Source organism: Parafrankia sp. BMG5.11, from assembly GCF_004337455.1.
This window is the reverse complement of sequence record NZ_SJXI01000001.1, coordinates 334,572-360,474: the sequence shown is the minus strand read 5'-3', so window position 1 is coordinate 360,474 and position 25,903 is coordinate 334,572. Positions and strand designations below refer to the sequence as shown.

Below are 25,903 nucleotides of genomic sequence, written 5' to 3'. Positions count from 1 at the left end.
GTCTGTCTAGGCGCGCAGTTCGCGCACCGCGGCCAGATCGTCGTGGAGCGTGCGACCAGCGCGCCAGTAGTGCGCCGCCGCCAACCACGACATCAGCGCCGTACCCGCCATCGCGTAACCGAGCGCGACGTCGCTTGGCAGCCCGTCCGCGGCCAGGCGGTCGCTCAGCCATCCGACCAGCACCGGCCCCAGCCCGCCGACCATGCCGGTGAAGATGTTGACCAGTGCGTGGCCGGTCGCGCGCATCCGCGGGTCGAGCAGGTTCTGGATCGTCCCCGCGGTCGGGCCCAGAAACGTGAACAGCAGCAGCGTCGATACCGCGCTGAGGGCGAACAGCGAGGTGAAATCGCTGCGGGTCATCGCCAGCGCGAACAGCGGCGCGGCCAGCAGCAGGCACAGCGCCGGGAACTGTCCGTAAGCGCCGGGGAAGCGCGGAGCCAGCCGGTCGACGATCGTCCCGCCAAGCGCCACCGAGATCGCCGCCGGAACGCTGGCGGCAAGCGCGGTCATCAGCCCCGCTTCGCCCACCGGCAGGCCGAACCGGCGGGTCATGAGCGCCGAGAAGAATGCGATCAGCCCGAACCCCACCATCGAGGCGAGCGCCGATCCGATCACCAGATGCTTCACGCTTTTCAGGCGCGCCATCCGGGCGATCACCGCCTTTAGCGGGGGCACGCGCTCGTCGGTCACGGTGTCGTGCCCGCCGCGCGCCGGCTCCTTGACGAACAGCCAGACCAGCAGCGCCAGCAGGATGCCGGGCAAGCCGGTGACGATGAACGCCCAGCGCCAGCCCCATGCCTGCGCCACGAACCCGCCGCCCGCCAGCCCGATCATCGCGCCGAGCGGCGCCGCCAGAAGGAGGATCGACATCGCGCTCGCACGGCGGTTCGGCGGGTAATAATCGGCGATCACCGACTGGTTGGCGGGCAAGCCGACCGCCTCGCCGATCCCCACCGCGACCCGCGCGGCGAGCAATTGGGTCCACGTGCTGACCGCGCCGCTCGCGGTCGCCGCCACCGACCACAGCAATGTGCCCACGGCGGTGAAAGAGAGCCGCCGGCGGCTTTCCGCCAGCCGCGCGACGAACACGCCCAGCACGATGTTGAGCGAGGAATAGGCAAAACCCAGCCAGCCGATCTGCTCGTCGTTGAGGCCGAATTCCGCTTTCAACGGCTCGACCAGCGCGTTCACCACGACACGGTCGACGAAACCGATCGTCCCGATCGCGGTCAGCAGGATCAGCGCAAGCGTGGGCGAGCGCCGCCGCCAGCGGCTCAAGCGAGCGACCCGCTCAGCCGCTCGACCGCCTCGACGAATTCCTCGCGGAACGCCTGCACCACCGCGCGGGCCGGGCGCACTTCCTCCACCAGGCCCACGCCCTGCCCGACGAAGTAACTCACCAGTTCGCGCGCCTGGGGGTTCCCGGCCTCGGCGGCGCGCTCGATCCGGGCGAACGCGGGTTCCGACACCATTCCCATCAGCGGCATCGGCAGGGTGCCCGGACCGTCCGTGGCATCCCACGCCTCGTGCCACGCGGTGCGGAGCTGGCGCGCAGGCTTGCCCGTGCGGCTTTTCGAGCGGACCGTGTCGCGGCTGCGGGCAGCGACCATCCGGGCGCGGAAGGTCTCGCTGGTTTCCGCCTCGGGGGTGGCGAGCCAGACGCTGCCGGTCCACGCCCCTTGCGCGCCGGCCGCCATCATCGCCGCCATCTGGCCGCCCGTCATGATGCCGCCCGCGGCAAGCACGGGGGTCGCGTGGCCGGCCTGCTCCAGCGCGCGGACCACTTCGGGGATCAGCACCAGCGTCGAGACTTCGCCGCAGTGCCCGCCCGCCTCGCCGCCTTGCGCGACGATGATGTCCACCCCTGCCGCGGCCTGCCGCAGGGCGTGTTCCTTGGCGCCGACCAGCGCCGCCACCGGCACGCCGCGCCGCTTGCCCTCCGCCACCATTTCAGGCGGCGCGATGCCGAGCGCGTTGGCGATCAGCCGGATCGGGTGGCGAAAGGCGACCTCCATCAGCGCGAGGCCGTTTTCTGGCGTGATGCCCATCCGCTCACGCAGTTGCGGCACCTCGGCGCTCGCCTCGATCCCGTAGCGCGACAGGATGTCCGCGGCGAACCGGGGGTACTGCGGATCGATCGCTGCCGCTCGCTCGCGGTTATCGCTGAAGCCGGCGACCCGCGGGTCGATCGTTTCGGGCACCAGCACGTCGACCCCGTAAGGGGCCCCGTCGACGTGCGCGTCGATCCACGCGAGCTCTTCCTCCAGCTGTTCGGGCGAAAAGCGGGTGGCGCCGAGCACGCCGAACCCGCCCGCCTTGCTGACTGCCGCTACCACATCGCGGCAGTGGGAAAAGGCGAACAGCGGGAACTCGGCGCCGGTCAGGCGGCAGACGGCGTTGTTCATGCCGCGACCGCCACGTCGTACTTCGCGGTGGTCTTGGCGGCGATCTCGTCGGCGGTGACCCCGGGTGCGGTCTCCAGCAGGCGGAACGGGCTGGCGTGGTCGGGCCGCTGGAATACCGCGAGGTCGGTGACGATCATGTCGATCACGTTCTTGCCGGTCAGCGGCAGGGTGCACTGCGGGATGAACTTGGGGCTGCCGTCCTTGGCGGTATGTTCCATCACCACGATGATCTTCTTGACCCCGGCGACCAGGTCCATCGCCCCGCCCATGCCCTTGATCATCTTGCCGGGAATCATCCAGTTGGCGATGTCGCCCCCTTCGCTGACCTCCATCGCACCCAGCACGGTCAGGTCGATGTGCCCGCCGCGGATCATCGCGAAGCTGGCAGCGCTGTCGAAATAGGCGCTATTGGGCAGTTCGCTGATGGTCTGCTTGCCGGCGTTGATCAGGTCGGGATCGACCTCGTCATCGTAGGGAAACGGGCCGATGCCGAGCATGCCGTTCTCGCTCTGCAGCGTGACGTGCATCCCCTCGGGGATGTGGTTGGCGACCAGCGTCGGGATGCCGATGCCCAGGTTGACGTAAAAGCCGTCCTGCAGCTCCCGGGCGGCGCGGGCAGCCATCTCGTCACGGGTCCAGGGCATCGCGTATTCCTTCAGCTTGGTGAGGGGGAGGTCAGGGGTTGGGGAATGAGGAACCAGCCCTTGCCGATCAACGCTTCCAGCGGCGCGGCGGCGGCGGGGTTCTTGAGATACTGGAACAGTTCGTCGAAATCGGCGCGCTCGTCACCCGCCAGGGCGACGACGCAGAATTCCGCCGCGAAGTCCGCCAGGCGGGTCTGCTTGCGCTCCTGCGGATAGCGCAGGAGGACCAACTCATCCCGGCCCGCGGGATCGAGGCCCGCCGCGATCAGCGCCTTGCGCACCGCGCCCGCCTGATCGGCAGTGTTCGCGGTGGTCCACGCCACTGCGACGCCTTGCGCGCGCAAGCTCGCCAGCGTGCCGGCCAGCAGCGGGTCGCCGCGCAGCGCGCCGGACGGGTCCAGCAGGCTTTCGCCCGGGTCAAGGTCGATCAGCACGGCGGCGGGCAGGGCCGCGCAGGCTTTCGTCGCGGGCCTCAATGTGCCGGGGCTGACCAGCAACGCCGAACGCCGCTCGCTGCTGCTCTCCGGCAGGGCACCTTGCGCGGCAACATAAGTGGCGAACTGATCGTAGGCGGCGATCCGGGGCTGGACCGGGTCGAACCGCGCAAGATCGATGACCTGCGCGCGGACCGCGCCTGCAAGGCTGGGGGGCGGCAGACCGGCCGCGTTGGCAACAGGAGCAACGGTGGCGGGGGCAGCGTCAGCGGACGTCAGTTCAGGCGCGACTTGCTGAGCGGCGGCGAGGGATACTTCAGGTGCGGCGCGATCGCCCCTGCCCGCCGCCAGCCCGCCCGCCGCCAGTACCGGCAGCGCGGCCGCCACGCAGCCTGACATCAGCAGCGCCGACGCGGCAAGCAGGCAGATCGACAGCGGCGCGCGCACGGATCAGCCGCTCAAGCGACCCGCTCGCGCGTCGTGCGGAACTCGATTTTCTTGTCGTAGGGCGCGCCGACGATCATCCGCTGCACATAGACCCCGGGCAAGTGGATGCAGTCGGGATTGAGGCTGCCGGCGGGGACCACTTCCTCCACTTCGACGATGCACACCTTGCCGCAGGTCGCCGCGGGCAGGTTGAAATTGCGCGCGGTCTTGCGGAACACGAGGTTGCCCGTCTCATCCGCCTTCCACGCCTTCACGATCGCCAGGTCCGCGAAAATCCCGTGTTCGAGGATGTAGTCCTCGGGACCATTGGGACCCGCGAACGATTTCACTTCCTTACCTTCGGCCACTGCGGTGCCGACCCCGGTCTTGGTATAAAAGCCGGGAATGCCCGCGCCGCCGGCCCGCATCCGCTCGGCCAGAGTACCTTGCGGGCAGAACTCCACCTCCAGTTCGCCGGCGAGATACTGGCGCTCGAATTCCTTGTTCTCCCCGACGTAGCTGGAGATCATCTTCCTGACCTGCCGGGTGCGCAGCAGCTTGCCGATGCCTTCGTTGTCGATGCCCGCGTTGTTCGAGCAGAACGTGAGGCCGGTGACGCCGCTGTCGCGGATCGCGTCGATCAGCCGGTCGGGCACCCCGCACAGGCCAAAGCCGCCGCTGGCGATCAGCATGTCGTTGCGCAAAACCCCTTCGAGAGCGGCGGCGGCGGTCGGGTAGAGCTTGTCCATGCGCGGTCTTTAGATGCTGCCCCGCCCGCTGTCACGGGGCGGCGAAAGGCGATCGCATCTACCGCAGTGCGTCATAACGCTGACACAAACGCGTGGACACTTTCCCTTTCTCCTTCCTAAACAATAGCTTAAATATCGAGTTGCGTATCGCGCAACTGTCCATGTCTTTTTCGCACTTGCACAAAAACGGCGCCCTCCGCATATCGGCCCGGCCTTTTCAGGCATCCTCTCCCAAGACTTCCAAGGCCCGGCGGGTATATCCCTCCGGGCCTTTTTTTCGTCGGCGGCTGGCGTGATGGTTGGCCGATTGGGGCACCGAATGTCTTGCCGTTCATTGGCAAAGCATGGCCGGCTTCCTAGCTCTGGGAGGAACGGGATAGAGCGACAGGAGGGTCCAACCCGATGGCCGACAACAACGCGCCCAGCGCGACAGACGATAACACGATCCGCCTCCAGGTCGCCGCCGCGCGGCAGGAAGAAAGCGGTCAGGGCATTGCCCGGATGCCGCGCAGCGTCTTCCAGGCGCTCGGCATCACCGAAGGCGATGTGGTGGAGATCAGCGGGAAGCGGACCACCGCCGCCATTGCCGTGCAGGCGTACGATGAAGACCAGACGCTGGAGGTGATCCGCCTCGACGGTCTGCAGCGCGGCAACGCCGAGACCGCGTCGGGCGAACACGTGATGATCCGCCGGGCAGAAGCCCGGCCGGCGACCCGGGTGGTGTTCGCGCCCGCGCAGCGCGAGATGCGGCTGCAAGGCCCGACCGAGGCACTGAAGCGCAATTTCTTCCGCAAGCCGCTGACCGCGGGCGATGTGGTCGCGACCACTGGCCAGCAGCCGGTCAACAACATGCCGCCCGAAGTGCGCCGGATGTTCAACGCGCCGGCCTATGCGCTCACCCAGATCCGGCTGACCGTGGTCTCGACCACGCCGAAGGGCATCGTCTGCATCGACGAGAATACCGAAGTCGAACTGCGTTCCGAATTCGAAGAGCCGCGCGATGGCCGGGCCGTGGTCAACTATGACGATGTCGGCGGGATCGGCGACACGATCCAGCAGCTGCGCGAGATGGTCGAGCTGCCGCTGCGCTACCCCGAACTGTTTACCCGCCTGGGCGTCGATCCGCCCAAGGGCGTGCTGCTGCACGGCCCGCCAGGAACTGGCAAGACCCGGCTCGCGCAGGCCGTCGCCAACGAAAGCGACGCCACCTTCATCAGCATCAACGGACCCGAGATCATGGGTTCAGGCTATGGCGAGAGTGAAAAGCGCCTGCGCGAGGTGTTCGAGGAAGCTGGCAAGAACGCGCCTGCGATCATCTTCATCGACGAGATCGATTCGATCGCGCCTAAGCGCAGCCAGGTCGCCGGCGAAGCCGAGAAGCGCCTCGTCGCGCAGTTGCTGACGCTGATGGACGGGCTGGAGGCGCGCTCCAACATCGTGGTTATCGCCGCCACCAACCGGCCTGACGCGATCGATGAAGCGCTCCGCCGTCCAGGCCGGTTCGACCGCGAGATCGTGATCGGCGTGCCTGACGAGAAGGGCCGCCGCGAGATCCTGGCGATCCATACCCGCGGGATGCCGCTGGGCGACCGGGTCGATCTCGACGAGCTGTCGCGCACCACGCACGGGTTCGTTGGCGCGGACATCGCTGCGCTCGCTCGCGAGGCGGCGATCGAAGCCGTCCGCCGGATCATGCCGCGGCTCGACCTCGATGCCCGCGAGATTCCGCCAGAGGTGCTCGAAGACCTGATGGTCACGCGCGAAGACTTCTTCTCCGCATTGAAGCGCGTGCAGCCGAGCGCGATGCGCGAGGTGATGGTCCAGGTGCCCAACGTCGGGTGGGACGACATCGGCGGTCTGGCCGAAGCGACCGAGAAGCTGAAAGAGGGCATCGAGCTGCCGCTCAAGAATCCTGAGGCGTTCCGGCGGCTGGGTATCCGCCCGGCTAAGGGGTTCCTGCTCTATGGCCCTCCAGGCACCGGCAAGACGCTGCTGGCCAAGGCGGTCGCCAAGGAGGCGGAGGCCAACTTCATCTCGATGAAGAGCAGCGACCTGTTGTCGAAATGGTACGGGGAAAGCGAGCAGCAGATCGCCCGCCTGTTCCAGCGCGCCCGGTCGGTCAGCCCGTGCGTGATCTTCATCGACGAGATCGACAGCCTGGTCCCCGCGCGCGGATCGGGTCAGGGCGAGCCGGCGGTCACTGGGCGGGTCGTCAACACGATCCTGGCCGAGATGGACGGTCTTGAAGAACTTCAGTCAGTGGTGGTGATCGGCGCGACCAACCGCCCGACGCTGGTCGATCCGGCCCTGCTTCGCCCCGGCCGGTTCGACGAGCTGGTCTATGTCGGCACCCCCGACAAGGCGGGGCGTGAGCGCATCCTGGGCATCCATGCCAAGGACATGCCGCTCAATGCCGACGTCGATCTCGGCAAGATCGCGGCCGATACCGAACGGTTCACCGGCGCGGACCTGGAAGATGTGACCCGCCGTGCCGGCCTCAACGCGCTGCGCCGCGCGGGCGGCGATGTGCAGGATGTGACTGCGGCGGACTTCGCCAAGGCGCTGGATGATTCGCGCGCCACCGTGACTCCGGCGATGGAGGAGGAATACAAGAAGCTGCGCGGCGAGCTGAAGAAGCGGGCGGCGGAGACCGGCTCCGGCATCGGCTTCATCAGCGAAGGGATGGTCACGCCGACGCGCGAGTACAAGCACGCGCCCGCCGCGATCGACCGCAAGGACGACGGCGACTAGCTGCCCGAGCCGGCGGCGACGGCGGCGTGGAGCAGCGCCTTTGGCTGCTCCCGCCGCAGCCAGTCGAGCATGTGTTCGCGCAAGGCGCTGCGCAGTTCGAACAGGTCTCCGACCGTGGCCGCGCTGACCGACAGGCGTAACTCCATCGAACCGGGCCGCGTCTCGGTGACGTAGACCGCGCCGGTGCGCTTGTCCCATTTGGGCTGACTGGCCAGGAACCGCTCGAACTCCGCGCGGATCGGCGCGACTTCGGCCGCCTGGTCGAGGTGGAGGAACACCGGCCCGGTCAGCAGCTCGCTCATCCGGGTCCAGTTTTCGAAGCTGTTTTCCAGGAACCGCACGGTGGGCACGATCGCCACCCGCTCATCCCACATCCGCACCACGACAAAGCTCATGCGGATTTCCTCCACCCGGCCCGAGAACCCGTCGATCACCACAAAATCGCCCAGGCGCAGCGGTTCGGTCAGGGCCATCTGCAAGCCGCCGATCAACGACTTCAGCGCCGGCTGCGCAGCCGCGCCGACCGCCAGGGCCGCCAGACCGGCGGAGGCGAGCAGGGTCACGCCCACTTCGCGCACGCCCGGCAGCTGGAACAGCACCAGCCCCACGGTGATAAAGACGATGACGAACGTCGCGGTGCGCGACAGGATCGCGACCCGCGTGCGGCGGCTGCGCGCGGCGGCGATATCGGTCGAGATCTCCGCCCGGTGTTCCAACGCGGCAGACAGCGCCCGCACCACCGCGTACGCAATCCAGCCGAGCAGCGCGGGCACTACGAACTTGCCGACCACGTTCCAGACGCTCGCCACCCACACATCGGCCTGAGCGGCCAGGGACACCGCGACCGCCGTGGCGGCCCAGCGCGCGGGGCTGCGCACCTGATCGACGATCACGCCATCGACCGGGGTTTCGGTACGGCCGGCTATCCGGCTCAGAATGGCGAACACCAACCGGTGCACCACCGCCGCCACCAGCAGGGCGCCGCCCAGGACGACGGTAGCGTGGAGAACTTCGGCCCAGTCGAGGCTGTAGCGGGAGGGATCCAGGTCACGGAACATCGCCGGGGACTTATGACCCGGCGGCGGGGGACACAACCCCGCGGGCGCCTAGCCCGACAGGGGGAAGCGCATCGCCACGTGCACGCCCCCGGGGGTGAACTGGCGCTCGATCGTTCCTCGCAACTGGCGCGCTGCGCTGGTCATCAGCAGGCTGCCGAAACCGGCGCGTTCAGGCTCCGCGACGCATCCCGGCTGTTCCTCGCGCCAGTCGATCTCCAGGTCGTCGTCGACGCGGCGCCACTCCACGGTCAGCGCTCCGCCCTCCGACCAGCAGCCGTACTTGACCGCATTGGTGGCGAGTTCGTGCAGCACCAGGCCAAGCGGCGTGACTTGGCGCGCGGGCAGCGCGGTTTCCGGGCCGTCGAGCGTCGCGCGGCGCTCGGACGACAGGTACGGTTTGACCGCCGTCTCGATCAGCGCGCGGAGCGAAGCGCCCATTTCGGGCGATCCTTGCGTCACTTCATGCGCCGCGAGCAGCGCGTGGATGCGATCGGCGATGCTGTCGACCACCGGCTTGGCCTCGGGCGCGTCCTTGGCGCTCATCCGGACGATCGCCAGGATCACCGCGAACAGGTTCTTCACCCGGTGGTTGAGTTCGCGCGCCAGCAGGTCGGCCTGATCCCGCGCCTGCGCCACCAGCTCCGCCTGCGCGGCTTCCGCATCGGCCCGCGCGGCCCGCGCGACGAGCCGGTAGCCAAGCGCGAGCGCGACCAGCAGCAGCGCCGAAAGCCCGATGAGCAGGGGCACCACGCGCCCTTCCGCCGCGGCGGTCTCACGGGTCGCGAGCGCGAGCTGTTCCTGCTCGATCCGCTCCAGCTCGCGGAACGCCATGCGCAAGCGCTCCATGACCTCCTGCCCCTCGTCGGTCAGCACCCGGTTGCGCGCCTCGAGGACCTGCCCGCTCGACACCAAGGCCACCGATTCAGCCATTTCGCCGAACTTCGAGACCGTCAGGTTCTCGACCTGGTCGATCAGCTCGGCCTGCCGGGGATTGGCATCGTTTCGGACAAGCTGGCGCAGCCGCGAGAACGCCGGCCCGTACTGCTCACGCGCCAGGTGGTACGGCCCCAGATAACGCTGATCCAGAGTGATAAGGTAGCCACGCTGGCCGGTTTCCGCGTTCAGCACCGCCCGGTTGATGATCGCCAGTTCGGCCAGAACATTGCTCGTCTGCCGCGCCTCCGCGCGTTCGCGCCGCTCGGACTCGACCGTTTGGAAGATCAGCACAACCGCGCTCAGCAGCGATACCGCGACCAGCGTGAACGCGATCAGGTTGGCGCTGCGCGCCAGCGCGCGGCGAAAGACCGGGCCGCGCCCGTCAGTGCTGTGCGATGCGTCCATAAAGATCGACTAAGCGCGAATCGGGGGCCGGGCTAGTGCGCCGCGCCCCAGCTCGTGCCGGTGCCGATGTCGATTCCCAACGGCACGTCAAGCGCCACTGCGGGCAGCGCCGCCTCCGCCATAACCCGCTCGATGACCGGCCGCGCCGCCTCGACGTTGCCCTTGGGCAATTCGAACACCAGTTCGTCGTGGACCTGCAGCAGCATGCGCACGTGCCCCAGTCCCGCATCCTTAAGCGCGGGCATCATCCGCGCCATCGCGCGCTTGATGATGTCAGCGCTGGTCCCCTGGATCGGCGCGTTGATCGCCGCCCGTTCCGATCCCGAGCGTTCATTCGGGTTCTTGGAATTGATCCGCGGGAACCAGGTTTTGCGGCCGAACAGGGTTTCCGAATACCCCTTGTCCCGCACGCTCTCCAGCGTGGTGTGGATGTAGTGCTGGATGCCGGGAAAGCGCTGGAAATAGGTGTCGATGATCGCCTGCGCCTCGTCCGCCTCGATCCCCAGCCGGCCGCCCAGCCCCCAACGGCTGATGCCGTAGAGGATGGCGAAGTTGACGGTCTTCGCCTTGGCGCGCGTATCGCGGTCGACCGTGCCGAACATCTCGAGCGCGGTGCGCGAGTGGATGTCCTCGCCGCCCGAGAATGCCTCTTTCAGCGGGGGGACATCGGCCATGTGCGCGGCCAGCCGCAACTCGATCTGGCTGTAATCGGCAGCGAGCAGCACGTGCCCCTCCTCCGCGACGAACGCCTCGCGAATCTGGCGGCCGATCTCGGTCCGGATGGGAATATTCTGCAGGTTGGGATCGGTCGAGGACAGCCGCCCGGTCTGCGCGCCCACCAGGCTGTAGCAGGTGTGCACCCGGCCGGTGGCGGGGTTGATCGCCGCCTGCAACGCATCGGTGTAGGTGTTCTTAAGCTTGGTCAGCTGGCGCCATTCGAGCACCTTGGTGGCGACTTCCGCCCCCTGCGCCGCGAGCCCTTCGAGGATCGCCTGGTCGGTCGAATACTGGCCGCTCTTGCCCTTGCGCCCGCCCTTGTAACCCAGCTTGTCGAACAGGATGTCGCCGAGCTGCTTCGGGCTGCCGATGGTGAATTCGGCGCCGCAGCAGTCCCACACCTCGCGCTCGATACGGGTGATCTCGCGCGCGAATTCATCGGACAGTTGCGCCAGGCGCGCGCGATCGACCTTGATCCCGTGCCGCTCCATCTGCGCGACCACCGGGATCAGCGGGCGATCGACCCGGTGATAGACCCTGGCGCCGCCCTCGGTGGCGAGACGGGGCTTGAGATGCTTCCACAGCCGCCAGGTGACGTCGGCATCCTCGGCCGCGTACTGCGTCGCCTTGTCGAGCGGCACTTCGCCGAACGGGATCGACTTCTTGCCGGTCCCGCAGATTTCCTTGAACGTCAGCGTCGTGTGACCCAGGTGGCGCTGCGACAATTCGTCCATCCCGTGGCCGCCGCCGATCCCGTCAAGGCTGCGACCCGCGTCGAGCGCGAAGCTGACGATCATCGTGTCGTCGATCGGCGCCAGATCGATCCCGGCGCAGCGCGACAGAATGTTGATGTCGTATTTAATGTTCTGCCCGACCTTGAGGACCGCCGGGCTTTCCAGCAGCGGACGCAGCGCATCGTACGCGGCCTGCCGTTCGATCTGCACCGGCCGCTCGGCAAACATGTCGCTGCCGCCGTGCCCGAGCGGAATGTAGCACGCGTCGTTCGGGCCGAGGGCGAGGCTGATCCCCGCGAGTTCCGCCGTCATCGCGTCGAGGCTGCTGGTCTCGGTATCGATCGCCACCAGCCGCGCGGCGAACGCGCGCTCGATCCAGTGCATCAGGCGTTCGAGGCTGGTGACGCATTCATAGGCGGTGCGGTCGACCGGCGGATAATCGGGCAGCGGCTGGCGATTGCCGTCGGGCGCGGCGGGCGCCCCGGCATTCTGTGCCTTGGCCGGGTTGAGCTGGGTGGCGCGTTCCGGGCTGCCCTTGCCGCCGTCGAGCCGCTTCAGCAGGCTGGTGAAGCCGTGTTCGGACAGGAAAGCCGCGAGCGGCTCCTTCGGCACCGTGTCGAGCTTCATGTCGTCGATCGGGATCGGCAGGTCGCAGTCCTCCTTCAGCTGCACCAGCGTGCGGCTGAGTTCCGCCATCGCGCGCCCCTCGATCAGCCGCTCGCGCAGCTTGCCGGCCTTCAAGGACGGCGCGGCGTCGAGCGCGGCGGTGAGGCTGCCGTGATCCTGGATCAGTTTCGACGCGGTCTTGGGCCCGATCCCGAAGATGCCCGGAATGTTGTCGACGCTGTCGCCCATCAGCGCCAGCACGTCGCCCACCAGTTCGGGCGGGACGCCGAACTTCTCGACCACCTCGGGGATGTCGATCCGCTGGTTCTTCATCGTATCGAGCATGTCGATACAACCCCCGCCCTCGGCACATTTGCCGACCAGCTGCATCAGATCCTTGTCGCTGGAAACGATGGTGACGTCCCATCCCCGGCGGGTCGCCTCGCGGGCGTACGAGGCGATGAGATCGTCCGCCTCGAGATCGTCCTCCTCGATGCAGGGCAGGCTGAACGCGCGGGTCGCGTCGCGGATCAGCGGGAATTGAGGCACCAGGTCGTCAGGCGGCGGCGGGCGGTTGGCCTTGTACTGATCGTACAGTGCGTTGCGAAAACTGGTCGACCCCTTGTCGAGGATTACCGCGAGATGCGTCGGCCCATCCGCCTTGTTGAGGTCTTCCGCCAGCTTCCACAGCATGGTGGTGTACCCGTACACCGCCCCCACCGGCGTGCCGGCAGGGTTGGTCAGCGGCGGCAGGCGATGATACGCGCGGAAGATGTAGGCCGATCCATCGACCAGATAGAGATGCTGCTTGTCTGCCATCGCCGCCCTGCTAGCAGCGCGCGGCCTGGGCTGACAGCCGCTTTTGCGGAACTTCCAACCCGGCGGCACAGCGGTGGCCCGCCCTAATTGCGGCAACAATTTGGCAAAAAGGCTTGCGCTGCCACAAAGCCGCCACTATTTGGGTGGGGCACGGTGTCTCACCGAGCATTCAGAGCTGTTCAAAGGAACAACGAACTATGCGTAAGATCATTCTCGCCGCCGCCGCTGGCGCCGCCGCCCTCACCCTGTCGGCTTGCTCGGAAAAGACCGAAGACGCCGCTGCGACGACCGCCGATTCGGCTATGGCCGACACTTCGGCGAACGCTGAAGCCGCTGGCGAAGCCGTTGACGCTGCTGCCTCGGACGTCGCGACCGGCGCTGCCGAAGCCACCGACGCTGCCGCTGCTGGCGCTGCCGCTGCGGAAGCCGAAGTGCAGAACGAATCGACCACCGAAGCTGCGGTCGACTAAGCTTTCGCACTCGCGAAACAAACACGAGGGCGGTGCCGCAAGGCGCCGCCCTTTTGCTTTGCCGGACGTACGCAGAATGAGCGCGCCGCCTGCACTATTTTCAAGGGTCAGCCGGCGCTGTCACCGGCAGCGAGAGTCAGCGCGTCGGGACACAACGGCCGCGACACCGGAGAGACGTCAGTAGCTGGCCGAAGCGTACGCGCGAGCGGGCTGCGTCGCGTAACCGTCGTACAGCGCGCGGGCGATGTTGGCGATCTTGGCCTCGCGCGCGGGGCGCGAGCCTTGACCGGTCACGTAGATCGCCACGGCGATCGCGCGGCCATCGGGGGTGTTGATGATCCCGATATCGCTGGACGTATTGTTGAGCGAGCCGGTCTTGTGCGCCACTTGCGCGCCGCTGGGCAGCATCGCGGGAATGCGGCGGGTGCCGGTCTTGCAGCGGCTCATCGCGCCCAGGATCACCTGACGGCTGCGGTCGGTCAGGAACTTGCCCTGGTACAAGCCGGTGAGCAGGCTGACCATCGCCTGGGGCGTGGCGCTGTCACGGACATCGACGCTGCGTGCCGGATCGATCTCGCCATCGTCGCGCACCAGGGTGGCGATGTCGCGGGTGAGGTTGAATTCGCCGATGCCGTTGCGCTGCGCCCAGGAATTCACCGCCGCCGGTCCGCCAACCGCCGCGAGGAGCGCATCGGTCGCCGGATTGCTCGACCGGGTGATCATCATCTCGATGAGATCGACCGCCTTGTAGTACTTGCCCGGCACCACCGGCGCCTTGCTGGAGGAGAACCGTGCCGAGGCAACGGGCACCATCAACGGAAATTCGCTGGTGAGCGAGAAACGGCCGCGCTCGACCCCTTCCATGAAGGTGGCGGCGATGGCGATCTTGCTGGTGGACGCCATCGGGAAGCGCTGGTCGCCCAGCACCGACACCTGCCGACCACTTGCCAGGTCGACCGCGTAGACGCCGATCCGGCCATTCGAACCATCAGCGATCCGCGCGACCATCGCCTCGATTGGACTGCGCGCACCCGCGTCGTAGCTCAGCGGTTTGCGGACCTCGGTCCCCAGGACCGCGTCGAACGTGTTCGCGAAGTCGGCCTCAGCCGCCTGCGCGGAGCCGAAGCTCGTGAAACCCAGCGCCAGCGCGGCGCACCATTTTCCGATACGGTTCATCGCCATGACCCCCAATATGATCCCGTCATGCTTTGCATCTGATTAACGGGAACCAGCGCCGAGGCACAACGTGCGCGCGACGAGGAGTGTCTGCCGCGCGACACAAAGCACCCGCGGGCGGGAACTTGGGGTCAGATCATTAAAACGAAACTGCGCCGGAGAGAGATATAGCTTCGAATGATCCTCGAAGCGCACCAGCCAAACGTGACCGGAATGGACGATGGAACTCCGCGTGGTAGCCGTCTGCGCGCGGCGGGTCAGGCCGCGCGCACCCATAAATGTTTACGCCAATGCGAGCGCCCGTTCGATCGCCTCGAGCGGCTGATTGGTCAGGTCCTTGGCCACCTCGCCAACGATCCGGTCCTTGACCACCTGATGGCACTGCAAGCGGATTTCGCCGAGGGTCTTGGGGTCGGCGGCGATGACCAGGGGGTCGGTCTCACCATCGTGCGTCGCCTTTTTGAAGAAATCGGCGATCGCCGCCCCATGCGCGAGTTCATCGATGTTGCTCGACGAGCCGGCCGTGTTCGCAGCCTCGTGGTGGCGCACGCCGGCGCTGAAGTTGGTCAGCAACAGGTCCTGCTCGCTGACCTTTTCGAGCTTGGGCTCGAACGGCTGGCCGACATTCCGCATGATGATCAGCCGCTCTCCGTTGGCGAGGGCGACGAGTGCGTGGTGCGGAATTTTCATGTCGGGGGGTCTCCTTGTGGCTTCGCAGGGATCAACGGGCGGCCCGCCCCTTGGTGCCCGTTAACATGCCGCTGACGCATGCCTGCTAGGGGTTTTCGCTCAGGAGACCGATCATGAAATTCGTAATGCTCAATTCGCGCGGCGGCGACTATCTCGTCGTGGCGCAGAACATCGCCTGGCTGCGAACGGATGAGAACGGCCAGACCAAGGTGGGCATCGTCGGCGGGCAGCCCCTGTTGGTGACGGGTTCGATCGACGAGGTCGCAGCCACCGTTCTCACCGCATAGATCACGTCAGGATCAGGGCGCGCAAAGGAAACGGGCCGGGGGATCGCTCCCCCGGCCCGTCTTTTTATCTAGGCGGACCGCCCGGGCAGGACCCGGGTGGACCGACAGCGTGGACTTAGAAGCCCATGCCGCCCATGTCGCCCATGCCGCCGCCGGGCATTCCGCCCATCGCCGGCTTGTCGTCGGGCTTCTCGCTGATCGCCGCTTCAGTGGTGATCAGGAGGCCGGCGACCGAGGCCGCGTTCTGCAGCGCGGTGCGCACGACCTTGGTCGGGTCGATCACGCCGGCGGTGACGAGGTTCTCGTAGGTATCGGTCTGCGCGTTGAAGCCGATGTTCTCGTCGTTGCCGTCGATCAGCTTGCCCGAAACGACCGCGCCGTCATGGCCCGCGTTCGAAGCGATCTGGCGCACCAGCGAGGTGAGCGACTTGCGGACGATGTCGACGCCGCGGGTCTGGTCCTCGTTGGCACCGGTCAGGCCTTCGAGCGCCTTGGCCGAGTACAGCAGAGCCGTGCCGCCGCCGGGGACGATGCCTTCTTCAACCGCCGCGCGGGTCGCGTGGAGGGCGTCGTCGACGCGATCCTTGCGCTCCTTCACTTCGACTTCCGAAGCGCCGCCGACCTTGATCACGGCCACGCCGCCGGCGAGCTTCGCCAGCCGCTCCTGCAGCTTTTCACGGTCATAGTCGCTGCTGGTCGCATCGATCTGGGTGCGGATTTCGCCCACGCGCGCCTTGATGTCGTCGGCCGAGCCGGCGCCATCGACGATGGTGGTGTTGTCCTTGTCGATCGACACGCGCTTGGCCTGGCCGAGCATGCCCACCGTGACGTTCTCGAGCTTGATGCCGAGGTCTTCGGAAATCATCTCGCCCTGCGTCAGGATCGCGATGTCCTGCAGCATCGCCTTGCGGCGATCGCCGAAGCCGGGAGCCTTGACCGCCGCGACCTTCAGGCCGCCGCGCAGCTTGTTGACCACCAGGGTCGCCAGCGCTTCGCCTTCGATGTCCTCGGCAATGATCAGCAGCGGACGGCCCGACTGCACCACGGCCTCGAGGATCGGCAGCATCGCCTGGAGCGACGACAGCTTCTTCTCGTGGATCAGGATGTAGGGGTTATCCAACTCGACCGTCATCTTGTCGGGGTTGGTGATGAAGTAGGGGCTGAGATAGCCGCGGTCGAACTGCATGCCTTCGACGACATCGAGCTCGAACTCGAGGCCCTTGGCTTCCTCGACGGTGATCACGCCTTCCTTGCCGACCTTTTCCATCGCTTCCGCGATCTTGTTGCCGACTTCGGTGTCGCCGTTGGCCGAGATGATGCCGACCTGGGCGATCTCGTGCGAGCCGGACACTTCCTTCGAACGGCTCTTCAGGTTCTCGGTGATCTTCTCGACCGCCATGTCGATGCCGCGCTTCAGGTCCATCGGGTTCATGCCGGCGGCAACCGACTTCATGCCTTCGGTCACGATCGCCTGGGCGAGCACGGTGGCGGTGGTGGTGCCGTCACCGGCGTTGTCGTTGGTGCGGCTCGCGACTTCCTTGAGCATCTGCGCGCCCATGTTCTCGAACTTGTCCTTGAGTTCGATTTCCTTGGCGACGGTGACGCCGTCCTTGGTGATGCGCGGCGAGCCGAAGCTCTTGTCGATCACGACGTTGCGGCCCTTGGGGCCCAGCGTGACCTTTACGGCATTGGCGAGGGTGTCGACGCCGGCGAGAATGCGTTCGCGCGCGTCGCGCGAAAAGCGTACGTCCTTGGCAGCCATTGGTGTTTCTCCTGAAAGTCTTGGGTAAGTGAAAAGCGGTGGGGGTCAGGCGATCAGCCGACGATCCCCATGATGTCGCTTTCCTTCATGATCAGCAGGTCTTCGCCGTCGAGCTTGACCTCGGTGCCGGACCACTTGCCAAACAATACGCGGTCGCCGGCCTTGACCTCGAGCGGGTGAACCTGGCCCTGGTCGTTACGCGCGCCGGTGCCGACGGAGACGACTTCGCCTTCGCTCGGCTTTTCCTGGGCGCTGTCGGGGATGATGATGCCGCCGGCGGTCTTGCTGTCAGCCTCGATACGGCGGACAAGAACGCGGTCGTGCAACGGACGAAATGCCATGTCGCTAAGCCCTTTCGGTTGGTGAATGCTCTTGGCACTCTCGATGCAAGAGTGCCAGCGCCTGGGCATTTAGTGCGCCATCCCGAGGCGTCAAGCAGCGCGGGGCTTATAAATCGTCAGTCGGCGCGCGCGGTCAGCCCGATCCGGTCGCGCAAGGCCCATCGCCAGGTCAGCAGCGCGGCCGAGAATACCAGCCCGATCGCCAGGCCCACCCACACGCCGAACCCTTCGAGCGGGGTGAAGAAGCCGAGCCAGATCGCCGCGCCGAACCCGGGCACCCAGTAGCTGAAGATCGCGATCGCCATCGGCACGCGCGTGTCCTGCACTCCGCGCAAGGCGCCCGCCGCGACCGCCTGCACCCCGTCGAACAATTGGAACGCCGCGGCCATAATCATGTAGCTGACCGCGAACCGCACCATGGCGGCATTCGCGGGCGCCGCAGGATCGACGTAGATGCGCAGGAGCAAAGTCGGCATGAACAGCATCGCCGCCGCGGTCAGGCACATGAAGCCAGCGGCCACCGCGATGCCGATCCAGCCCGCCCGGCCGATCGCGTCCCGATCGCCCGCGCCGAAATGGTAACCCACCCGAATGGTCGCGGCCTGGCCGATCCCGAACGGCACCTGGAACGCCAGCGCCGCGATCTGGAGCGCGACCGTGTGGCCGGCGAGTTCCGATTCTCCGATCCGCCCCATCAGCAGGGCCGCGCCGCTGAACAGCCCCGCCTCCGCGATGATGATCACCATCACCGGCGTGCCCAGGCGAGCGATCTCGCGCAGCCGGGTCCACTCAGGGCGCCACCAGTTGCCGAGGATCCGGTATCGGCGGAGACGCCGGTCCGCGCCGATGGCGACGACATAGCTCGCCAGCACGAACAGCGAGGTGAACACGCTGGCAAGCGCCGACCCCTCAAGACCGAGCGCCGGTGCGCCCAGGTTGCCGAACACGAACATCCAGTTGAACAGCAAGCTCGCGCCCAGCGCCAGTGCAGTGATCGCGGTGGCGAAGATCGGCCGGCCGAGAGCGGAGACGAAGTTGCGCAGCACGCTCGCCATCACCATCGGGATCATCGCCCACATGATGATCTGCAGGAAGTCCCCCGCGCGCCGGGACAAGGCGGCGGACTGTCCGCTGGCGAGCATCAGCGCTTCGCCAAACCAGCAGATCGCCATGCCCACGCCGCCGGCGACCACTGCCAGCCACAACGCCATGCGGACCGAGCGGCGCACTTCGCGCACGGCGTGCCGGCGCCGGCCAAGTTCTTCCGCGATCAGCGCCGCGACGATTCCGGTCAGCCCCGAGAACGCCCACATCAGCAGACCGAACAAGGCGATGCCCAGCGCCGAGGCGGCGAGTTCGCGTTCTCCCAGCCGGGCGACGAAGATCACGTCGACCGCGTGGACCAGCATCTGCAACAGGTTGGCGAGCGCCAACGGCCAGGCGAGCGCGAGGGTAGCCGCCAGCTCGGCGCGCCAAAGTCCGTTTCGGGCCGAGGGGGCTGCGTGCGCCATAAAGCCGGCCCGGATAGGCGCGCGCCGCGATACAGGAAAGCGCCGGATCGGGCGCGCGCCCGTTTGCCTTCAGCTTGCGGCAAGCTTGCCACAGCCAGGGGCCGGGCGATGACGATCAAGCTCTCTCTCGCCGCTGCGCTCGGCGCAGCCGCAATCGCTGCTCCCGCTCATGCGGGTGAACTCTACGGCGGCGTGTACCGGCATGCGGTCGCCACCCCGTTCACGCTCGATACGCAGGAAGGCGGCGTCGACGTGCAGGTCGGTTACCGGCTGGACCCGGTTCTGCCGGTAGTGGGGATCGAGCCCTACGTATTCGGGTCGGTCAACAGCGAGAGCGGCGGGACCGACTTCGTGGGCGCGGGCATCAGCCGCAAGTTCAGCCTGGGCGGCGTGTATGTGCGTCCGGGCGTAGGGCTGGTGCTGCACAACGCGCCGTCGCTGCGGGCCAATCCGGCCACCGGCGTGCGCACCGATCTTGGCAGCAGAGTGCTGTTCGAGCCGGAAATCGCCATCGGCCTCGCGGTCGCGCCGCGGGTCAGCGTGGAGGCAAGCTGGGTGCATATCTCCAACGCGCGATTGTTCAATTCACAGCAGAATCCCGGCATCGATTTGATCGGCGTGCGCGCCAACCTGAAGCTTTGACGGCCACACGGTAAGCTTTACATGGCGGAGGGCGCACTCCCGCGCCTGGAACGCCGCATCGCATGCTCCGCTGTGCCCTTGCCGCATCGGCGATCGTTTTGCTCACCGCTTGCGGACAGGCGGCGCGCGAGAGCGACAACCCCGCGCCCGATGCGTCGCCGGGGACCGGTGGACAGGCTTCCGGATCCGTGGTGGCGCAGGCTCCGGCCGCGTTCGGTCAGTGCACGGTCTGCCACACGACCGAGCCGGGCAAGCACCTGGTCGGGCCGTCGCTCGCGGGGGTCTATGGCCGGCCGGCCGCCTCGGCCGCGGGCTATCCCTATAGCGCCGCGCTGAAGCAGGCGGGGCTCACCTGGGACGATGCGTCACTCGGCCGTTTCCTGGAGGCGCCGATGCGGGCGGTACCGGGCACCAGAATGGCTCATGCCGGTCTGAAGGATCCGGCCGCGCGCGCCGCGGTGATCGCTTACATGAAGGTCTTGTGATGGAGGCCGCGCACGGGACCAGCCACTTCCTGCGCGACGGGGTGGTGATGCTGGGCTTCGCGCTCGGCTTCGTGCTGCTGTTCCGCCGGCTCGGGCTGGGGGCCACGCTGGGCTACCTGGTCGCGGGCGTGGTGATCGGGCCGCAAGTGCTGGGCCTGATCGGCGATGCCGAATCGATGATCGGCTTTGCGGAACTTGGCATCGTGCTGCTGCTGTTCATCGTCGGCCTGGAACTGGCACCGGCCCGCCTGTGGGCGATGAAGCGCGAGATCCTGGGCCTCGGGCTGGTGCAAGTCGCGCTGTGCGGCATCGCCCTGACCGCCGCGATCGGCCTGGCCACCAACTTCAGCTGGGCGGCGGCGGTCGCGCTCGGCATGCCGCTGGCGCTGTCCTCGACCGCGCAGGTGCTGCCGATGCTGCAATCGGCGGGGCGGCTCAAGACGCCGTTCGGAGAGCGGGCGTTCTCGATCCTGCTGTTCCAGGACCTGTCGATCATCGCGATGATCACCGTGGTCGCCGCGCTGTCGCGCAACCCCGCCGACGCCGGAGGGCCGCCGGGCTGGCAGCTGGCGTTGATGACGCTCGCGGCCATCGCCGGGCTGATCATCGCGGGCCGGTTCCTGGTGCGCCCGCTGTTCCGCCTGATCGGCGGGCTGGGCGAGCGCGAGATGTTCATCGTCGCGGCCCTGTTCACCATCGCCGCGTGTGCCGGAACGATGGAACTGCTCGGTCTGTCGACCGCGCTGGGCGCGTTCCTCGCCGGGGTGATGCTGGCCGACACCCCGTACCGCCACGAGCTGGAGACCGACGTCGAGCCGTTCCGCTCCATCCTGCTCGGCCTGTTCTTCCTGGCCGTCGGCATGATGCTCGACCTCCAGGCGATCGCCGACCGGCCAGTGTTCGTGGCCGTGGCCGCGATCGGGCTGATCGCGATCAAGGCGTCGGTGATCGGCGGCATCGGCATGATCATCGGCATGGGCTGGCGCAACGCGCTCGCCCTGGGCCTGCTGCTGAGCCAGGGCGGCGAATTCGGGTTCGTGATGTTCGCCCAGGCACAGGCCGGCCTGCTGATCAGTCCCGAGGCGGCGAGCCTGTTCGGCGCGGTGGTGACGCTGTCGATGGCCTCGACCCCGTTTCTGATGATGCTCACCGCCCCGCTGCGGCGCGCGGCCCAGTCCACCGAGCAGCGCGAAGAACCCAGCGACGACGGCGCGGGCGCCCTGGTCATCGGCTATGGCCGGTTCGGCCAGACGGTCGCGCAGATGCTGATGCTGAGCGACATCAAGGTCACCCTGATCGACATCGACACCGAAATGATCGACGTCGCCGGCACCTTCGGTTCCAAGGTCTACTTCGGCGATGGCACCCGGATCGACCTGCTGCGGCAGGCCGGGGCGGCGGACGCCGAGGCGCTGCTGTTCTGCCTCGATGGCGCGCAGCTTGACGCGGGCGTGCTCGGCGCGGTGCGGGAGGCCTTCCCGCGCCCGAAAATCTTCGTCCGCGCGTTCGACCGCCGCACGCTGATCGACTTGCGCGACGCCCCACACGACTTTGCGGTGCGCGAGGTCATGGAATCCGCCGTTACGATGGCCCGCGCAGCGCTGGAGATGCTGGGCGAAAACCTCCAGGATATCGATGCCGCGGAGCAGGAGTATCGGCGCAACGACGACGAACGGCTCGATGCGCAGCGCGCGGCGGGCGATTATGGCGCGGCCCGGGAGATGGTCATCAGCCACCAGACCGAACTGGCGGCCCGCGCAAGGCTGCGGATTCCGGGTCGCCCCACAAACCGTACAGGAGCAGGACGATGAGCAACGACAGCCGCGAATTCGACATCGTGATCTACGGCGCCACCGGCTACACCGGCCGCCTCGTCGCCGAGCATTTCGTGCGCGAATACGGCAGCCGGCCCGACGCGCCGAAGTGGGCGATGGCCGGGCGCAGCAGAGACAAGTTGGCAGAGGTGCGCGACTTGATCGGCGCGCCGGCCGACACGCCGCTGGTCATCGCCGACGCGAGCGACCCGGGCACGCTCAACGCGCTGTGCCACCGCACCCGCGTGGTGCTGACCACCGTCGGCCCGTACCAGGTGTATGGCAGCGAACTGGTCGCCGCCTGCGCACGCTCCGGCACCGACTATGCCGATCTGTGCGGTGAGCCGGCCTGGATGCGCGAGATGATCGACGCGCATCACGAACACGCCAAGGCGAGCGGCGCGCGAATCGCCTTTTCCAGCGGGTTCGATTCGATCCCGTTCGATCTCGGCGTGCTGATGCTGCAGAAGGAGGCGGTCGCTCGCTTCGGCACGCCGGTTCCGCGGGTGCGCTGCCGGGTGCGCGACATGAAGGGGACGTTTTCGGGCGGGACCGCGGCCAGCCTGACCGCCACGATGAAGGCGGTGGCGAAGAACCCGCGGCTCGTATCGCTGCTGTCGAGCCCGTTCGCGCTTACTCCGGGGTTCGAAGGACCGGACCAGCCGGCGGGCATGATCCCGCACTATGAGGATGACCTGGGCCGCTGGGCCGCGCCGTTCATCATGGCGACCATCAACACCAAGAACGTCCACCGGACCAACTTCCTGAGCGGTTTCCCTTACGGCGAAGACTTCCGCTACGACGAGATGATGCTGACCAGCCCAGGAGAGGCCGGCAAGGCCGCCGCCAACGCGGTGGTCGAGCTGCTCAAGAACCCGTTCGGGGCCAAGCCGCCCGCGCCGGGCGAAGGCCCTACGCCTGAGGAGCGCGAAAACGGGCACTACGATGTGCTGTTCGTGGGCGAGATGCCGTCCGGCGAAAAGCTGCGCTATGCCGTCAAGGGCCGCTACGATCCGGGATATGGCTCGACCAGCCGGATGCTGGGCGAGACCGGCATGGCGCTGCTCGCAAGCGACGCGCCGGGGGGAATCGGCACGCCAGGCTCGATCCTGGGCGAAGCGCTGGTCGAGCGGCTGCGCGACCATGCGGAGATCACCTTCGCGGTGGAGGAATAGCCGCGCCCGGCACCTTTGCCAGCGTCGATGCGTTGAGGGTCGCATAAGGGGAAAGGAATACCGCCATGTCCACTATCGCCGCCGTCATCGGCCGCCTGATGCTCGCGCTGATCTTCGTCGTCTCCGGCATCCAGAAGATCATCGACCCGACGCCGACCGCGCAGATGCTCGTCTCGAAAAGCCTGCCGGCCACGCTGGCGATGCCGACCGGGATCTTCGAACTGGTCGCGGGCCTGCTGCTCGCGCTCGGGATCATGACGCGGCTGGCGTCGTTCCTGCTCGCCGGCTTCACCCTGCTGACGGTATTCTTCTTCCACAACCAGTTCGGCGATCCCATGCAGGCGACGCAGGCGTTGAAGAACACCGCCATCGCCGGCGGGCTGCTGGTCGTGTTCGCATATGGGCAAATGCGCTGGAGCTATGATCACATGCGCGCCAACCGGAAAGGCGAGCTCGCCGCGCGCGAGGCGGACGAGCGCGCGCGCGAGGCGGAACTGCGGGCCGCACGGGCAGAGGGCGCGGCGACTGCCGCCGGCGTCCCCCTGACTGACGCGGACCACCACGGGCGCACCAAGCGCCGGTGGTTCTGAACGCTCCTGCCGCTGCGCGCCAGCTAGAGGCTGGTGCGCAGCGACAGCCTGAAGCTGCGACCCGGCAGCGGGACGAAATCCTTGGTGAAGCTGACGTGCCGGCGGCCTTCGGTGTCGAAGATGTTGTCGACCGCCGCCAGCACGCTGATGTTCTGCCGCCCGCTGAAGGGGCGCCAGGCGATCGAGGCATTGACGAACGCGAAGCTGTCGGTGCGTGTTTCGAACGGCGCGGTGCGGTTCTGCGCCGCGAACCATTCGACTTCCCCCCGCACGTCAAACGCGCCGCTTTCGAGCGCTAGGGCGCCGGACAGGCCGAGCGGCGGGATTCGCGGCAACGAGGTGCCGTCCGCCAGCTTGGCCCGGACGTATTCGCCGCGCGCTTCGGCCATTAGCCGCGCGTCCGGGCTGAAGGTGGCGACCGGCAGCTTAACCTCGCCCTCGACCCCGAAGTAGTCGGCATCCCCCTGCCGATAGGCAAACACCGGCAGGTCGTCTTCCTCCTCGCCGGTCTCGTCGAGGTAGATGAAGTCGGAGAACCAGTTCTTGAACACCGCCACGCTCACCTGGGCAGGACCCACCGCCCCGCGAACATAGCCTTCAAGCCCCCACGCCTTTTCCAGCGTCAGGTCGGGATTGCCCACTTCGAACGCCTGCGTGGCGATGTGCGGTCCGCTGGCGAACAGCTCCTCGCCCGCCGGCGCCCGCGCCACGCGCGTACCGTTCACCCCCGCGCGCAGGCCCGATCCCAGACCGAGCGACACGCCGAGCGCGCCCGAGAAGGCATCGAACGAGCGTGACAGGCCAAGCGTGCGCGCGCTGACGTTGCTCTTCTCATAACGCACCGCGCCCTCGATCTCGAACGGGCCGTTGCCGTATTCCTGCAGGGTGAAGAAGCCGATCTGCTCGCTCTGGTTCGGCGCCACGAAGGCCTCCTCCCCCACCGCCGAGAAGTCGCGGAAGTAGTATTGCGCGCCGAACGATCCGCGCAGCGCGCCGAGATCGGTCTGGACGAACTCGAGCCGCGCCTCCAGCCCCTCGATGTCGAACACGGTGCCGACTTCGGCGCCCTCGAATTCGGTGTGGGTGTAGTCGCTGTATCCGACGCGGGTCAGCAACCGGTCGACGAACCCGCCGCCAATCGCCAGATCGCCCCGGAAATCGGCCCGGAACTGGCGCAGGTCGATCGACACGCCGGCCTCCTGCTCGCCGGCATCCCCGGCCTCTTCGCCCTCTTCATGATGGTGGTGGTGACCCGCGCCCGGTCGTTCGGGCACGCCGTAGCGGCTGTCGTACCAGCCGGCCGAGATTCCCATCGTGCTGTCGCCGCGGAACAGCGCCAGCCCCGCGTTCGCGGACCATGCACGGGGGAAGCTGTTGGGTAGCGTACCGCGCTGGTCGGCGGCTTCGCGCAGCTCGTCCGCTTCGTCCAAGTGGCCTTCCGCCTGCTCCTCGGACGCGGCGGCCAGCAATTCGGCGCGGAGGGCCTTTGACGCGACGAAGCCCGGCACGGTCAGGTCGCCCGCATCGCGGAACGCCCCATCGGCATGAAACACGAACCCGCCACCCAGCGGCGCATCGACCGACCCGCCGAGGCTATATTCGTCATTCACCGTTGCATAGCCGGCGAGCGCGTCGACGTGGATCGCCTCGTCGGGCACCCGGCGCGGGATGCGTTTGTCGATCACATTGACCGCACCGCCGATCGCCTGGCTACCATAGAGCAGCACCGCCGGCCCGCGCAGCACCTCGATCCGTTCGGCTGTCAGCGGATCGATGCTGACACCGTGATCGTCGGAGGTGTTCGAGGCGTCGAGCGCGCCGATCCCGTCGAACAGCACGCGCACCCGCTCGCCGGAAAAACCGCGCAGGACAGGCCGCGCCACCCCGGGCGCGAAGCTGGACGAGGTGACCCCGGGCAGGTCCTCCAGCACATTGCCGATCTGCCCGGTCAGGTTGCGCTGAAGTTCCAGCCCTTCGACCACGCTGGTGCCGGCCAGCACATCGAGCCGTTCGAGACCCGGCGCGGTGACCACGATCTCCCCAGTCGGGTCGGTTTGCCGGGTATGCAGGTCATCGACCACCGCCCCGCGCGTGGCCGGGACGCCGGATGGCGGTCCCGCTGTCTGGGCCATGGCCGGCTGACTGGTGAGGGCGACGGCAAGTGCCGACAACGATACGCGCGCGGAAACCAGAGGGGCCATGATCATCCTGATGTTTGGACCGAAGGCACACGCAAGCCTTGCGTGTGATGAAATATCATCGCGCCATAGGGATGC

The 25,903-nt window shown here is 67.5% G+C and carries 22 protein-coding genes; 8 read left to right on the top strand and 14 right to left on the bottom strand.

The annotated features are described in order from the left end of the window. Window positions 1–6: 6 nt before the first annotated feature. The 5 genes from E0504_RS01775 to E0504_RS01755 are packed head-to-tail and all read right to left on the bottom strand — an operon-like array spanning window position 7 to window position 4,658. A complete protein-coding gene (locus E0504_RS01775; RefSeq protein WP_306769205.1) occupies window positions 7–1,278 on the bottom strand; it encodes an MFS transporter in 1,272 nt (423 codons plus the stop codon). Continuing rightward, the gene (locus E0504_RS01770) at window positions 1,275–2,405 is read right to left on the bottom strand and encodes a nitronate monooxygenase family protein (RefSeq protein WP_131621309.1); all 1,131 of its coding nucleotides are present in this window, start codon (window positions 2,403–2,405) and stop codon (window positions 1,275–1,277) included. Before E0504_RS01770 ends, E0504_RS01775 begins: the two co-directional genes overlap by 4 nt. Then, the gene (locus E0504_RS01765) at window positions 2,402–3,049 is read right to left on the bottom strand and encodes a CoA transferase subunit B (protein ID WP_131621307.1); all 648 of its coding nucleotides are present in this window, start codon (window positions 3,047–3,049) and stop codon (window positions 2,402–2,404) included. Before E0504_RS01765 ends, E0504_RS01770 begins: the two co-directional genes overlap by 4 nt. Before the next feature lie 11 nt (window positions 3,050–3,060). Beyond that, entirely contained in the window at window positions 3,061–3,930 is an 870-nt protein-coding gene (locus E0504_RS01760) for a hypothetical protein (RefSeq protein ID WP_131621305.1), read from the bottom strand. 11 nt (window positions 3,931–3,941) lie between these two features. Next, window positions 3,942–4,658 (bottom strand): CoA transferase subunit A, encoded by a 717-nt coding sequence (locus tag E0504_RS01755; protein ID WP_131621303.1) that lies wholly within the window; start codon window positions 4,656–4,658, stop codon window positions 3,942–3,944. Between the two features lie 402 nt (window positions 4,659–5,060). Here E0504_RS01755 and E0504_RS01750 point away from each other — a divergent pair, with 402 nt between their 5' ends. Next, on the top strand, window positions 5,061–7,409 hold the full coding sequence (locus E0504_RS01750; RefSeq protein WP_131621301.1) for a CDC48 family AAA ATPase: 2,349 nt from the start codon (window positions 5,061–5,063) through the stop codon (window positions 7,407–7,409). On the opposite strand, the gene E0504_RS01745 is transcribed toward E0504_RS01750, so the two are convergent. The 3 genes from E0504_RS01745 to polA form a co-directional block, all read right to left on the bottom strand. After that, a complete protein-coding gene (locus E0504_RS01745; RefSeq protein ID WP_207912077.1) occupies window positions 7,406–8,380 on the bottom strand; it encodes a mechanosensitive ion channel family protein in 975 nt (324 codons plus the stop codon). The two genes, E0504_RS01750 and E0504_RS01745, sit on opposite strands and share 4 nt — an antisense overlap. Before the next feature lie 135 nt (window positions 8,381–8,515). Next, window positions 8,516–9,808, bottom strand: coding sequence for a sensor histidine kinase (locus E0504_RS01740; protein WP_131621298.1), 1,293 nt, complete (start codon window positions 9,806–9,808; stop codon window positions 8,516–8,518). 32 nt (window positions 9,809–9,840) lie between these two features. Continuing rightward, entirely contained in the window at window positions 9,841–12,684 is a 2,844-nt protein-coding gene (gene polA / locus E0504_RS01735) for a DNA polymerase I (protein WP_131621296.1), read from the bottom strand. 197 nt (window positions 12,685–12,881) lie between these two features. Here polA and E0504_RS01730 point away from each other — a divergent pair, with 197 nt between their 5' ends. Further along, window positions 12,882–13,154 carry a hypothetical protein gene (locus tag E0504_RS01730; RefSeq protein WP_131621294.1) on the top strand — a complete coding sequence of 91 codons (273 nt, stop codon included), beginning with the start codon at window positions 12,882–12,884 and terminating at the stop codon, window positions 13,152–13,154. A gap of 177 nt (window positions 13,155–13,331) precedes the next feature. On the opposite strand, the gene E0504_RS01725 is transcribed toward E0504_RS01730, so the two are convergent. Together E0504_RS01725 and E0504_RS01720 are read right to left on the bottom strand one after the other, a co-directional pair. Then, entirely contained in the window at window positions 13,332–14,336 is a 1,005-nt protein-coding gene (locus E0504_RS01725; protein WP_131621292.1) for a serine hydrolase, read from the bottom strand. 276 nt (window positions 14,337–14,612) lie between these two features. Beyond that, window positions 14,613–15,020, bottom strand: coding sequence for a host attachment protein (locus E0504_RS01720; RefSeq protein WP_131621290.1), 408 nt, complete (start codon window positions 15,018–15,020; stop codon window positions 14,613–14,615). A 113-nt stretch (window positions 15,021–15,133) separates the two neighbouring features. Here E0504_RS01720 and E0504_RS50170 point away from each other — a divergent pair, with 113 nt between their 5' ends. Then, complete coding sequence (locus E0504_RS50170) at window positions 15,134–15,307, top strand: hypothetical protein (protein ID WP_165938378.1); 174 nt, start codon at window positions 15,134–15,136, stop codon at window positions 15,305–15,307. 115 nt (window positions 15,308–15,422) lie between these two features. Here E0504_RS50170 and groL read toward each other — a convergent pair whose 3' ends face one another. The 3 genes from groL to E0504_RS01705 form a co-directional block, all read right to left on the bottom strand. Continuing rightward, window positions 15,423–17,069, bottom strand: coding sequence for a chaperonin GroEL (groL, locus tag E0504_RS01715; protein ID WP_131621288.1), 1,647 nt, complete (start codon window positions 17,067–17,069; stop codon window positions 15,423–15,425). A 53-nt stretch (window positions 17,070–17,122) separates the two neighbouring features. Continuing rightward, window positions 17,123–17,410 (bottom strand): co-chaperone GroES, encoded by a 288-nt coding sequence (gene groES, locus E0504_RS01710; protein WP_131621286.1) that lies wholly within the window; start codon window positions 17,408–17,410, stop codon window positions 17,123–17,125. A gap of 116 nt (window positions 17,411–17,526) precedes the next feature. Continuing rightward, window positions 17,527–18,921 carry an MATE family efflux transporter gene (locus tag E0504_RS01705; protein ID WP_131621284.1) on the bottom strand — a complete coding sequence of 465 codons (1,395 nt, stop codon included), beginning with the start codon at window positions 18,919–18,921 and terminating at the stop codon, window positions 17,527–17,529. 108 nt (window positions 18,922–19,029) lie between these two features. On the opposite strand from E0504_RS01705, the gene E0504_RS01700 reads away from it, so the two are divergent. The 5 genes from E0504_RS01700 to E0504_RS01680 all read left to right on the top strand — a co-directional run bounded on the left by E0504_RS01700 (window position 19,030) and on the right by E0504_RS01680 (window position 23,627). Continuing rightward, entirely contained in the window at window positions 19,030–19,563 is a 534-nt protein-coding gene (locus E0504_RS01700; protein WP_131621282.1) for an acyloxyacyl hydrolase, read from the top strand. A gap of 62 nt (window positions 19,564–19,625) precedes the next feature. Continuing rightward, entirely contained in the window at window positions 19,626–20,048 is a 423-nt protein-coding gene (locus E0504_RS01695; protein WP_131621280.1) for a cytochrome c family protein, read from the top strand. Beyond that, window positions 20,048–21,859, top strand: coding sequence for a cation:proton antiporter (locus tag E0504_RS01690; protein WP_131621278.1), 1,812 nt, complete (start codon window positions 20,048–20,050; stop codon window positions 21,857–21,859). The genes E0504_RS01695 and E0504_RS01690 overlap by 1 nt, the downstream gene beginning before the upstream one ends. Next, a complete protein-coding gene (locus tag E0504_RS01685; protein WP_131621276.1) occupies window positions 21,856–23,037 on the top strand; it encodes a trans-acting enoyl reductase family protein in 1,182 nt (393 codons plus the stop codon). The genes E0504_RS01690 and E0504_RS01685 overlap by 4 nt, the downstream gene beginning before the upstream one ends. A 65-nt stretch (window positions 23,038–23,102) precedes the next feature. Beyond that, window positions 23,103–23,627, top strand: a complete 525-nt coding sequence (locus E0504_RS01680; protein ID WP_131621274.1) for a DoxX family protein — start codon at window positions 23,103–23,105, stop codon at window positions 23,625–23,627. Between the two features lie 23 nt (window positions 23,628–23,650). Here E0504_RS01680 and E0504_RS53360 read toward each other — a convergent pair whose 3' ends face one another. Continuing rightward, a complete protein-coding gene (locus tag E0504_RS53360) occupies window positions 23,651–25,828 on the bottom strand; it encodes a TonB-dependent receptor (protein WP_131621272.1) in 2,178 nt (725 codons plus the stop codon). Window positions 25,829–25,903 lie beyond the last annotated feature (75 nt).